The organism is Gellertiella hungarica (genome assembly GCF_014197145.1).
GTDB lineage: Bacteria > Pseudomonadota > Alphaproteobacteria > Rhizobiales > Rhizobiaceae > Gellertiella > Gellertiella hungarica.
Window position 1 is genome coordinate 675,757 of record NZ_JACIEZ010000001.1, and the last position, 11,866, is coordinate 687,622.

9 protein-coding genes and 1 pseudogene are annotated in these 11,866 nt (G+C 62.5%); 6 read left to right on the forward strand and 4 right to left on the reverse strand.

From position 1 onward, the window contains the following. Nucleotides 1-12: 12 nt before the first annotated feature. From GGR23_RS03160 to GGR23_RS03175, 4 genes and pseudogenes are all read right to left on the reverse strand, one after another. Nucleotides 13-801 (reverse strand): ABC transporter permease, encoded by a 789-nt coding sequence (locus tag GGR23_RS03160; protein WP_183364665.1) that lies wholly within the window; start codon nt 799-801, stop codon nt 13-15. Further along, a complete protein-coding gene (locus tag GGR23_RS03165; RefSeq protein WP_183364666.1) occupies nt 798-1,676 on the reverse strand; it encodes an ABC transporter permease in 879 nt (292 codons plus the stop codon). Before GGR23_RS03165 ends, GGR23_RS03160 begins: the two co-directional genes overlap by 4 nt. A 72-nt stretch (nt 1,677-1,748) precedes the next feature. Continuing rightward, nucleotides 1,749-2,851: pseudogene (locus tag GGR23_RS03170) on the reverse strand (ABC transporter substrate-binding protein). A gap of 169 nt (nt 2,852-3,020) precedes the next feature. After that, nucleotides 3,021-3,893, reverse strand: a complete 873-nt coding sequence (locus GGR23_RS03175; protein WP_183364667.1) for a MurR/RpiR family transcriptional regulator — start codon at nt 3,891-3,893, stop codon at nt 3,021-3,023. Nucleotides 3,894-4,078: 185 nt separating this feature from the next. On the opposite strand from GGR23_RS03175, the gene GGR23_RS03180 reads away from it, so the two are divergent. The 6 genes from GGR23_RS03180 to GGR23_RS03205 all read left to right on the forward strand — a co-directional run bounded on the left by GGR23_RS03180 (nt 4,079) and on the right by GGR23_RS03205 (nt 11,707). Next, nucleotides 4,079-4,858 (forward strand): N-formylglutamate amidohydrolase, encoded by a 780-nt coding sequence (locus GGR23_RS03180; RefSeq protein ID WP_183364668.1) that lies wholly within the window; start codon nt 4,079-4,081, stop codon nt 4,856-4,858. Nucleotides 4,859-4,962: 104 nt separating this feature from the next. Beyond that, nucleotides 4,963-6,507 (forward strand): amino acid permease, encoded by a 1,545-nt coding sequence (locus tag GGR23_RS03185; RefSeq protein WP_183364669.1) that lies wholly within the window; start codon nt 4,963-4,965, stop codon nt 6,505-6,507. Between the two features lie 148 nt (nt 6,508-6,655). Then, complete coding sequence (locus GGR23_RS03190; RefSeq protein ID WP_183364670.1) at nt 6,656-8,020, forward strand: glutamine synthetase family protein; 1,365 nt, start codon at nt 6,656-6,658, stop codon at nt 8,018-8,020. A gap of 199 nt (nt 8,021-8,219) precedes the next feature. After that, nucleotides 8,220-9,602: an aldehyde dehydrogenase family protein gene (locus GGR23_RS03195; RefSeq protein ID WP_183364671.1), complete on the forward strand. Its 1,383-nt coding sequence runs from the start codon at nt 8,220-8,222 to the stop codon at nt 9,600-9,602. Then, on the forward strand, nt 9,603-10,748 hold the full coding sequence (locus GGR23_RS03200) for an iron-containing alcohol dehydrogenase (RefSeq protein WP_183364672.1): 1,146 nt from the start codon (nt 9,603-9,605) through the stop codon (nt 10,746-10,748). A 239-nt stretch (nt 10,749-10,987) separates the two neighbouring features. Beyond that, complete coding sequence (locus GGR23_RS03205; RefSeq protein WP_183364673.1) at nt 10,988-11,707, forward strand: ParA family protein; 720 nt, start codon at nt 10,988-10,990, stop codon at nt 11,705-11,707. Nucleotides 11,708-11,866 lie beyond the last annotated feature (159 nt).

Consider the following 11,866-nt stretch of genomic DNA (forward strand, 5'->3'; position numbering starts at 1 on the left):
ACTCTTGTTCGGTCAGGGCTTGGCGGGACGCGCCTTGTTGAAGCGGGACAGGAACTGCAGGATCCCGATGCTGAACCATGTGATCGCAAAGGCGATGATGGCCAGCGCCGGCGGCTCGTAGGCGCGATTGGCGCCAATGAGCTGCAGATACGGGCCGAAGGCCGGGCGGTTCAGCAGCGACGGCATGGTGAACTCGCCGATCACGATGGCGAAGGTGATGAAGGCGCCGGAAAGCACCCCGCTCATCACGTTCGGGAAAATGCAGCGGAAGAGGATGGTGCGCCAGGGCGCGCCAAGGCTTTGCGCCGCTTCAGTCAGCGTGTTCACGTCGATCGTCCGCATGGCGGTATCCACCGAGCGGTACATGTAGGGCAGCGACAGCGTCATGAAGGAGAACATCAGCAGCAGGTCCGTGCCCCGGGTCGACCCGGTGAAGGGTATCCAGGAAGACGAATTGTAAAGCCGGAGATAGCCGAAGACGATGACGATGGCGGGGATGACCAGCGGCAGGAGGGTGACGAACTCCATCACCGGCCGGAACTGGGGCAGCCGCAGGCGGACCCAATAGGCGGTGGGCACGATCAGCAGGACGCCGAAGACGATGGTCAGCACCGCCATGATGATCGAATAGGTGAAGGATTCCTGGAACTGGCTGTCGGTGAACACCGAGCGATAGGCATCGAAGGAATACTCGCCGCGGCGCATGCGCAGCGAGAACTCGAAGGTCGCGATGAGCGGCAGGATGAAATAGGTCGCACCGAAGAGGATGGCGATCCAGGCGCCGATTTTCTGTGTCTTCATTTCTGCCACCGTTCGGCGCGGATGCGCATCCAGATATAGATCAGGTTGGAAAGTCCGGTGATGACGATCATGCCGAGCGCCAGCGCATAGCCGAGGTTCGGATTGTGCAGCACGTCACCGCGGATCTGCGCGTAAAGCTGGATGGGCACGATGTTGAAGGTGCTGCCGGTCAGCGAATAGGCGGTCGCGATCGCGCCGAAGGCGTTGGCGAAAAGCAGCAGGAACGTGCCGAGGATCGACGGGAAGAGGATCGGCAGGGCGACGCGCGTCCAGTACTGGAAGGTGCTGGCGCCGAGCATTTCCGCCGCCTCGCGCCATTCCTTCTTCAGCCCGTCCAGTGCCGGCGTGATGATCAGCACCATCAGCGGAATCTGGAAATACATGTAGGTGAGCGTCAGACCGAAGAAGCTCAGCAGGTTGAAGCCGGTGGCATAAAGGTTGAAGCCGAACCAGTCACGCAGGATGATCGTCACCAGGCCGGTGCGGCCGAGCGTTGCCAGGAAGGCGAAGGCGAGGGGGACGCCGGCAAAGTTGGAGGCCACGCCGGAAAAGGTCATGATGGCCGAGCGGATCCAGGAGGGCACGCCGCCCAGCACCACCGCCCAGGCCAGAAAGAAGCCCACCAGCGCGCCGCCGAAGGCAGAGGCCAGGCTGATCTTCAGCGAGATGGAGTAGGAGGCGAGGATCTTCGGGGTGAACAGGCCCGCGATGTTCTCGAGCGTCGGCTGTCCCTCCGCATTCATGAAGGCGCCCGTGACGAGATAGAGCGTCGGCGCGATCAGGAACATCACGGCAAACAGGGTGAAGGGCGCGACGCCCACCCAATCGGTCAGCCGTTTGCGGTTCAGAAGTGTAGTCGAAGAGGATGCCGTCATGGTCCCGACAATTCCCTGCATGAAAAACGGCCCTCCCGCACGAAGGCGGGAAGGCCAGGTTGATGGGCATGCTTACTGCACGTTGGCGCCGACGACGGAATCCCAACCCTTGGTGATGGTTTCCTTGTAGGCGGCCTGCTGGTCGAGCGTCGGGAAGACAGCCTTTTCATAGGCTTCTGCCGGCGGCAGCTTGTCGAGCAGATCCTGCGGAACCTTGCCGTTCTTCACGAGGTCGTTGAAGCGGATCGGGTGCAGTAGCCCTTCAGCCAGCCGAGCTGACCTTCGTCGGAATACAGGTATTCCATCCACAGCTTCGCAGCATTCGGATGCGGAGCATAGGCGGAGATCGCCTGCACGTAGACGCCGGCAACGACGCCGGTTGCCGGAATGACGACGTCCACATCCGGGTTGCCCTTCAGCGTGTCGCGGTCGGCGAGCGCGTTGTAGTCCCAGCGGATGATGATCGGCGTGGTGCCCTGGGCGAGCGGGGCGGACTTGCCGATGACGGGCACGAAATTGCCCTTCTCGTTCAGCTCCTTGAAGAAGTTCAGGCCGGCTTCGCCTGCCTTGGCGACATCGCCGCCCGAGGCGGAGAGACCGGCAGCGAACACGCCGGAGATCGCCTGGTTTGCGGTGCGCGGGTCACCGGCAAGCGCCACCATGTTGGCATATTCCGGCTTCTGCAGGTCGGCCCAGTCCTTCGGGCTTTCCTTGACGATGTCCTTGTTCACTTCGAAGGCCATCACGCCGTAATAGTCGCCATACCAGTAGCCTTCGGCGTCCTTGGCGGTATCCGGGATCGTATCCCAGGTGGCGACCTTGTAGGGCTGGATCAGGCCTTCGGCCTTGGCCGAGGGGCCGAAGGAGAGGCCGACGTCGATCACGTCGGGAGCCTGGTCACCCTTGTTGTCCTTGTTGGCCTTGATGGCTTCGATTTCGTCGCCGGAGCCCGCATCGGGGTTCAGTTCGTTGACCTTGATGCCGTACTTGGCCTTGAAGCCCTCGATCAGGGCACCGTAGCCGCACCAGTCGTGGGGGAGGGCGATGGTGGTCAGCGTACCTTCGGCCTGTGCGGCCTTCACGAGGTCCTCCATCGAATCCGCAGCGGCGATCGAGGTCGATGCAATGAGCACCGCCGTCGAAAGCGACAGGATCTTGCGAGCGTTGGAAAGCATTTTGTTCTCCTCTTGATTGACAGCGACCCGCTGTTACTTCCCTTGCATGAAAGTCATGTGACGGTCCCCTGCGCTTCATAAAGCCTTGGCTTTACTGGTTTTCGGGGGCCGGTTGGGCCTCGCCCTAAGGCGAGGACCCGGTGCGCGTATGACAGGCCGGGGGTCTTTTCTAGCCTGGCTTGCGGAAAAGGCGCGTCTGTTCGAAGAGCCCTTCCAGTGTCTTGATCCTTTCCCGGGTCTCGTCCCAGGTGGCGTTCTGAACCGCCTCGATGAGCGCCTCGACGACGAACAGCGTCACCACGGAACTGTCCCATGCGGAAGGCGCCTCGATCCGGCTGCGGAAGGTATGACGGGCGTGCTTGGCGATCGGCGATACCCACTGATCGGTAAAGAGCACGATCTCCACCCCGCGCGCCCTGGCGATCTCCGCCAGGGTCGCCATCTCCACCTCGTAGCGGCGAATGTCGAAGACGACGAGCACGTCGCCCGGATTCATGTTCAGCACATATTGCGGCCATGAGCTGGAATTGGCCGAGATCATCACCGCGTTCTGGCGGATGACCTGCATGTGATTGAAGAAGTATTCCGCGATCACGCGGGTGATGCGGCCGCCGGCGAAATAGATGGCGCGCTTGCGGTCTGCGAGAAGCGCTGCCGCCTGGTCGAAGGATTGCGGATCGATGTCGCCCAGCGCTTCGCGCAGGTTGCTCATGATCGCATCGGCAAACCGGTTGAGCACATGGGTGCCCGGTGCGTTTGCCGCCCATCGGTCATGCTTGGCGATGGGATTGGAAAGGGTTGCCTCCAGCTCCTGATGGAGATGGGCCTGGAATTCGGCATAGCCCTTGTACCCCAGCTTCTGCACCATGCGCGCAACCGTGGGAGTCGAGACGCCGGCGTTTTCCGCCACCGTCGTGATGCTGCCCAATCCCGAAACGGGATAGTTGTCGAGCAGGCTTTCCGCCAGCTGGCGCTCGGCGCGCGTCAGCGTGTCGAAGTGACCGTGAATGACGTCTGAAACTGTTTTTGCCGCGCTGGACAAGGCAATTTTGCTCCCCCGGACCGATCTGACGTCGGCCTCTGTCGCAAATTAAAAAACCGGATTGTGACAGGAGTCAATTCCGGTTTTGAAAAGAATCTTTCAGTACCCCCGTTGACAGCGGGCCGAACCTGAAGAATTCTTTTCTCCATTCATGAACTCTTAACGTTTGGGTAGGGCGTTGCGGCATGCATGAGAGTGCGGAGCTTCTGACGAAGGCCGAGGGTTCGCCGGCTGCAGTCGTCAATGCCGGTGGCAAGGGCCCGGTGGTGCTTGTCTGCGAGCATGCCTCCCGCCGCCTGCCGGAAACGGTGGGCACGCTCGGTCTGTCCGAGGAGGCGCTGGTCAGCCACATTGCCTGGGATCCCGGTGCACTGGCGGTTGCGGAGCACCTGTCGTCCCTGCTCGATGCGCCGCTCGTCTACCAGCGCTTTTCCCGCCTGGTCTATGACTGCAACCGCCCGCCGGAAGCGCCTGGCGCCATGCCCGAGACGAGCGAGATCTACGACATTCCCGGCAATCGCGCCCTTTCGCAGCACGAGAAGGACCGTCGCACGCGCGGTCTCTACCTGCCTTTCCACGCGGCGGTTTCCGATCTTCTCGACGAGCGCGGGAAGGCCGGGCTGGAAAGCATCATCGTCACCATGCATTCCTTCACTCCCGTCTACATGGGCCGGGAACGCGCGGTCGAGATCGGCATCCTGCACGACGAGGACAGCCGCGTCGCCGATGCGATGCTCATCGCCGCGGAAGGCAACACGGATTACGACATTCGCCGCAACGAGCCCTACGGGCCGGCGGACGGCGTTACCCACACCCTCATAAAACACGGTCTTGCCCGCGGGTTGAAGAACGTGATGATCGAGGTGCGGAACGACCTTATACGAGATGAGGACGGCCAACGGGTCATGGCCGGACTTCTGGCGGAGCTTCTGGGCAGTGCCCTGAAGGACCGACCGAACACATAAAGACCCGGGGAGCAGTAATGCGGACGGCGGGGATGAACCTCGCCGCACTTGGAAGAGGAAGTTTTCGCAATAGGGCGGAAACCTGAGGGAATACAGGGGCATTCATGTCAGACTATTCCGATATAGATAAGAAGCAGGATACCCATATCCTGCATTCCATGGGCTATGCGCAGGAACTCGAACGGCGCATGAGCTCGTTCTCGAACTTTGCCATTTCCTTCTCGATCATCTGCATCATGTCGGGCGGGATCAATTCGCTGGCGCAGGCCACGTCCGGCGCGGGCGGCATCGCCATCGGCATCGGCTGGCCGCTGGGCTGCGTGATGTCCGGGCTTTTCGCCCTGGCGCTCGCACAGATCGCCTCGGCCTATCCGACGGCCGGCGGCCTCTATCACTGGGGCTCGATCCTCGGCAACCGCTTCACCGGCTGGCTGGCCGCATGGCTCAACCTGCTCGGTCTGATCACCGTTCTCGGTGCGATCAACATCGGCACCTACTACTTCGTGTTCGGCGCCTTCGGTCCGACGCTGGGCATGGAAGACACGCTCACCATGCGCATCGGCTTCCTGGCGGTCATCACCGCGGTCATGGCGCTGATCAACCATTTCGGCATCGGCCTCACCGCCAAGCTTACCGACATGTCGGGCTACCTGATCCTCGCAACCGCCGTGCTGCTGACAGTGACCTGCCTGGTATCGGCTCCGTCCTACGATCTGGCACGGCTGTTCACCCTCACCAACTACTCGGGCGAGGCCGGCGGCAATGTCTGGCCGCAGGTTTCCGACAGCTGGGTCTTCGCGCTTGGTCTGCTGCTGCCGATCTATACCATCACGGGCTATGACGCCTCGGCCCATACGTCGGAAGAAACCGTTCGTGCGCAGTATTCCGTGCCGCGCGGCATGGTTACCGCCGTGATCTGGTCGGCCGTGTTCGGCTACGTGATGCTCTGCGCCTTCGTTCTGATGATCCCGGACATGAACCAGGCTGCCGCACAGGGCTGGAACGTGTTCTTCTGGGCCATGGACACGCAGGTCAACCCGACGCTCAAGGTCATCCTCTACATCCTGATCGCCGTGTCGCAGTTCCTCTGCGGTCTTGCCACGGTGACGTCGGCATCGCGCATGATCTTCGCCTTCTCGCGTGACGGCGGTCTGCCCTTCTCCAAGGCACTTGCCAAGGTCAGCCCGAAATACCGCACGCCGGTTGCCGCGATCTGGACCTGCTCGATCCTCGCCGTCCTCTTCGTCTGGGGTTCCAACGTGATCTCCATCGGCGAAACGCCGGTCTACACGATCGTCGTCTCGTGCACGGTCATCTTCCTGTTCCTCTCCTTCGCGCTGCCGATCGCACTGGGCCTCTTCGCCCATGGCACGCCGAAGTGGAACACGATGGGTCCCTGGGACCTCGGCCCCGGCCTCTTCAAGCTGGTTGCCGTGCTGTCGATCATCTCGATGATCGTGATCTTCTTCATCGGCGTGCAGCCGCCGAACGACTGGGCACTGTGGATCACCGTCGGCTTCCTCGTCCTCACGGCCATCGTCTGGCTGGGCTTCGAGAACAAGCGCTTCAAGGGTCCGCCGATCGGCGAGGAAGTGGCTCGTCGCCAGGCAGAGATTGCCGCCGCCGAGCGCGCCGTCGGCGAAGCCTGAGCAACGCCACGCATGAAACCGGAAGTCGCGCTGCGGCGCGGCTTCCAGACTTGAACAACTGGGAGCAGGCGGGAGAAAAGACCGCCGGCATGGTCCTCCATATGCCCGGCTTTGGGGCAGGGACCCATGAAGAGGGCGAAAACACACCATGAGCACTTACACGTTTGACAATCTGAAGAAGGATGTCGCCGAAGGCCGCATCGATACGGTTCTCGCCTGCCTGGTGGACATGCAGGGCCGCCTCATGGGCAAGCGTTTCCAGGCGGAATATTTCGTCGAGAGCGCCTGGGAAGAGACCCACAGCTGCAACTACCTGCTGGCAACCGACATGGAGATGGAAACGGTTTCGGGCTACAAGTCGACGAGCTGGGAGAAGGGCTACGGCGACTATACGATGAAGCCCGATCTCTCCACCCTTCGCCGCATTCCGTGGCTCGAAGGCACGGCGCTGGTTCTCTGCGACGTCCTCGATCACCACACCCACCAGGAAGTGCCGCATTCGCCGCGCGCCATCCTGAAGAAGCAGGTCAAGCGCCTCGAAGCCATGGGCATGAAGGCCTTCATGGCCTCCGAACTCGAATTCTTCCTCTTCGACCAGACCTACGAGGATGCGCGTCTGTCCGGATACCGGGACCTGCATCTCGCCTCCGGTTACAACGAGGACTACCACATCTTCCAGACCACCAAGGAAGAGGATGTGATGCGGGCGATCCGCAAGGGTCTGCAGGGCGCCGGCATTCCGGTGGAAAACTCCAAGGGCGAGGCATCCGCCGGCCAGGAGGAAATCAACGTCCGCTACGCCGAGGCGCTCGACATGGCCGACCGCCATTCGATCATCAAGAACGGCTGCAAGGAAATCGCCTGGTCGCGCGGCAAGGCCATCACCTTCCTTGCCAAGTGGAACTACAATGCAGCCGGTTCCTCCTCCCATATCCATCAGTCGCTGTGGAGCCTCGACGGTACCCCGCTGTTCTTCGACAAGAATGCCAAGTACGGCATGTCGGAGCTGATGAAGAACTACGTGGCCGGGCTGCTGACCCATGCGAGCGAGATCACCTATTTCCTCGCGCCCTACATCAATTCCTACAAGCGTTTCATGGCCGGCACCTTCGCGCCGACCAAGGCGGTCTGGTCCAAGGACAACCGCACGGCCGGCTACCGCCTGTGCGGCGAGGGCACGAAGGGCATCCGCATCGAGTGCCGCGTCGGCGGTTCGGATCTCAACCCCTATCTCGCCATGGCGGCACTGCTGGCAGCCGGCATTGACGGCATCGAGAAGAAGATGGAGCTCGAGCCGCAGTTCGAGGGCGACGCCTATGGCGGCAAGGGTATCCGCGAAATCCCGCGCACGCTGCGCCACGCCACGGAAGAGCTGAAGGGCTCGGCCATGCTGCGCGCGGCTTTCGGCGACGAGGTGATCGACCACTATGTCCGCGCCGCCGAATGGGAGCAGGAAGAATATGACCGCCGCATTACCGACTGGGAGGTGGCGCGCGGCTTCGAGCGGGCGTAATGTCCGCTTGCCTTCGGTGCAGGCCGGGGGATGAGCTTGAGAGACGGGCAGGGGCATGGGCCGTTGCCCGTTCGGCCGTCAGGGAGCCCGCGACATCATGCTGCGGGCCGGAATGGGCGGATCGGGGCTGGCGCCGCTTGAATGCACGCCGCCCTTGACCCATCAGGACGGCGGAAGGATTTCGATTGGAGCACGTGAGATGACCATGATTCAATGTATCTCCCCGGTAAACGGGGAAGTCTATGCCGAGCGCGAGGCCATGAGCTTCGAGGCCGCCAAGGCAGAAGTGGCCCGCGCCCGGAAGGCGCAGAAGGCCTGGGCCCGCCGCCCGCTCGAGGAGCGCGTCCAGCTGGTTCTGAAGGGCGTGGCCCGGCTGAACGAGATGGCCGACGAGGTCGTGCCGGAAATCGCTTGGCAGATGGGCCGTCCTGTCCGCTACGGCGGCGAGTTCCGCGGCTTCAACGAGCGTTCCAACTATGTCGCCTCGATCGCGGCCGACAGCCTGAAGCCGCTGGTCATCGAGGACAGCGCCAGCTTCGAGCGCCGCATCGAGCGCGAGCCGCACGGCGTCGTCTTCGTCATCGCGCCGTGGAACTATCCCTACATGACCGCGATCAACACCATCGCGCCTGCGCTGATGGCCGGCAACACCGTTGTCATCAAGCATGCCGCGCAGACCCTGCTGGTCGGCGAGCGCATGGTGCGCGCCTTCGTGGAAGCGGGCGTGCCGGACGACGTCTTCATCAACGTCTTCCTCACCCATGACGTGACCTCCGCGCTGATTGCCGACGGCAACTTCAACTTCATCAACTTCACCGGCTCGGTGGAGGGCGGTCGCGCCATCGAGCGGGCGGCTGCGGGCACCTTCGCCGGCGTCGGTCTCGAACTCGGCGGCAAGGACCCGGGCTACGTGATGGAAGACGCCGATCTGGAAGCCGCCGTCGACACGCTGATGGACGGCGCCTTCTACAATTCCGGACAGTGCTGCTGCGGCATCGAGCGCGTCTACGTGAACGAGAACCTGTACGACGCCTTCGTCGAAAAGGCCGTCGCCTTCGTCTCGGCCTACAAGCTCGGCAACCCGCTGGAGCAGGACACCACGCTTGGCCCGATGGCGAACAAGCGTTTTGCCGCGACCGTTCGCGCCCAGACGGCGGAAGCGATCGCAGCCGGTGCAAAGCCGCTCGTGGATCCCAAGCTCTTCCCGCAGGACGATGGCGGCGCCTATCTTGCGCCGCAGGTGCTGGTCAATGTCGATCACTCCATGCGCGTGATGCGCGAGGAGAGCTTCGGTCCCGTCGTCGGCATCATGAAGGTGAAGAACGACGAGGAAGCGCTCGCCCTGATGAACGACAGCCCCTACGGCCTCACCGCCTCGCTCTGGACCAGGGACCCGGCGCGCGCCGCCCGTCTTGGCCGCGAGATCGAAACCGGCACCGTCTTCATGAACCGCGCCGACTATCTCGATCCGGCGCTTTGCTGGACGGGCTGCAAGGAAACCGGCAAGGGCGGCTCGCTCTCGGTCATCGGCTTCCAGAACCTGACCCGTCCGAAATCCTACCACCTCAAGAAGGCACTCTAAATGACCATCACCGCCAACTGGAGCTATCCGACCGCCGTCAAGATGGGCGCGGGCCGGATCAAGGAACTGGCAGACGCCTGCAAGAGCCTCGGCATGAAGAAGCCGCTGCTGATCACGGATCGCGGCCTCGCTTCCATGGCGATCACGCAGAACGCGCTCGACATTCTCGATGCAGCCGGCCTCGGCCGCGCGCTCTTCGCCGATGTCGATCCCAACCCGAACGAGATCAACCTGGAAGCCGGCATCAAGGCCTATCGCGACGGCGGCCATGACGGCGTCGTTGCCTTCGGCGGCGGCTCGGGCCTCGATCTCGGCAAGTGCGTCGCCTTCATGGTCGGGCAGAACCGCCCGGTCTGGGATTTCGAGGATATCGGCGACTGGTGGACTCGCGCCTCGGTCGAGGGCATCGCGCCCATCGTTGCCGTGCCGACGACGGCCGGCACCGGCTCCGAAGTGGGCCGCGCGTCGGTCATCACCAACTCGAAGACCCATGTGAAGAAGATCATCTTCCATCCGAAGTTCCTGCCCGGCGTCGTCATCTGCGATCCCGAGCTGACCGTCGGCATGCCGAAGATCATCACCGCCGGCACGGGTATGGATGCCTTTGCGCACTGCCTCGAGGCCTATTCCTCGCCCTTCTATCACCCGATGTCCCAGGGCATCGCGCTGGAAGGCATGCGCCTCGTCAAGGAATATCTGCCGCGCGCCTACAGGGACGGTTCGGATATCGAGGCACGTACCAACATGATGTCGGCTGCCGCCATGGGTGCCGTTGCCTTCCAGAAGGGCCTCGGCGCCATCCATGCGCTCTCGCATCCGATCGGCGCGGTCTACAACACCCATCACGGCATGACGAACGCCGTTGTGATGCCGCCGGTGCTGAAGTTCAACCGCTCGGTCATCGAGGAGCGGATCGCCCGTGCGGCCGCCTATCTCGGCATCTCCGGCGGCTTCGACGGCTTCTACGATTACGTGCTGTCGCTGCGCGCCGAGCTTGGCGTTCCGGAAAACCTCACCGCATTCGGTGTCGCGAATGACCGGATCGACGAACTTGCCGCCATGGCGATCGAAGACCCGAGCGCAGGCGGCAACCCCGTTGCCATGACGCTCGAAAACACCAAGCAGCTCTTCCGCGACTGCTTCTGAGCGCAACCCCCGCGCTTGGATCTGACACTCGCGAGCCCGGCAGTCCCTGCCGGGCTTTTTTTCGTCATCGTCCGCCCCATGGCCCGACTCGCTACTGTTAAAAATAGCTTATAAAGTACGACCTTTAGCTTAGGACTTCATTAACCATAATTCGTAAGACTGTGTTTACCAGCACCAAGTGGGCGGGTGCAGCAGGGGCGATGACCCGGCTCCGGTACGAAATCAGGGGTTAGACTTTCATGGCAATCATTTCATTGGCCAATGCCAAGGGCGGGGCAGGCAAGACGACGGCGGCGCTCATTCTGGCAACCGAGCTGGCCCGGCAGGGCAATCGCGTCGTCATTCTGGATGCAGATCCGCAGCGCTGGATCACGAACTGGTCCGAGCTGACGGGCGCTTTGCCCAACATCACGGTCATTTCCGAGGTCACGACGGCGTCGCTGCCGTATCACATTCTCGATCTCAAGGCGAAGACGGACTATTTCGTCATCGATCTCGCCGGCGCCCGGGACGCGCTGGTGACGACGGCGCTCGGTCTGTCCGACCATGTCCTCATTCCGGTGCAGGGATGTGCAATGGATGCGCGGGGGGCTGCGCAGATCCTCGACCTCATCCGCATGCTGGAAGAGAAGGCGGGCATTTCCATTCCCCATTCCGTGGTGCTGACGCGCGTCAGCGCCATGGTTACCACCCGGGGACTGCAGACCATCAAGGGCCTTCTGGCCACCCGTGGCGTCAACGTGCTGAACACGATGATCGCCGAACGGACCGCCTATCGCGACATCTTCGATTGCGGTGGCAATCTCTACGGCATGGATCCCCAGCGGATCAGCAATCTGGATCGTGCCCAGGAGAATGCCCAGGCGCTTGCCGCGGAGGTGAGAAGCCTGCTTCCGGCACGGTCCGTGGCTGCGCCGAAGACGAGATCGTTCTTCCGCATCGGCCGGCAGGCGGCGTAAGGCGTCCCTCTCGACAAGGGTACGGGACGGGCCGGAAGCGGGGGCTTTCCGGCCCGTTGCCGTGATTTGACTGGATCTGCACAAAGTTACTTAACATGTGAAGAGATTGATCTCGGTCAAGGCGCCGCACCCGAACGCGCGTTAGCTTCCCCTCCATCA

Bases quoted from the DNA above. Each gene is read 5' to 3' on its own strand.
- GGR23_RS03180 (WP_183364668.1), top strand. From the start codon at position 4,079: ATGCATGAGAGTGCGGAGCTTCTGACGAAGGCCGAGGGTTCGCCGGCT.
- GGR23_RS03195 (WP_183364671.1), top strand. From the start codon at position 8,220: ATGACCATGATTCAATGTATCTCCCCGGTAAACGGGGAAGTCTATGCC.
- GGR23_RS03160 (WP_183364665.1), bottom strand. From the start codon at position 801: ATGAAGACACAGAAAATCGGCGCCTGGATCGCCATCCTCTTCGGTGCG.
- GGR23_RS03200 (WP_183364672.1), top strand. From the start codon at position 9,603: ATGACCATCACCGCCAACTGGAGCTATCCGACCGCCGTCAAGATGGGC.
- GGR23_RS03165 (WP_183364666.1), bottom strand. From the start codon at position 1,676: ATGACGGCATCCTCTTCGACTACACTTCTGAACCGCAAACGGCTGACC.
- GGR23_RS03185 (WP_183364669.1), top strand. From the start codon at position 4,963: ATGTCAGACTATTCCGATATAGATAAGAAGCAGGATACCCATATCCTG.
- GGR23_RS03205 (WP_183364673.1), top strand. From the start codon at position 10,988: ATGGCAATCATTTCATTGGCCAATGCCAAGGGCGGGGCAGGCAAGACG.
- GGR23_RS03190 (WP_183364670.1), top strand. From the start codon at position 6,656: ATGAGCACTTACACGTTTGACAATCTGAAGAAGGATGTCGCCGAAGGC.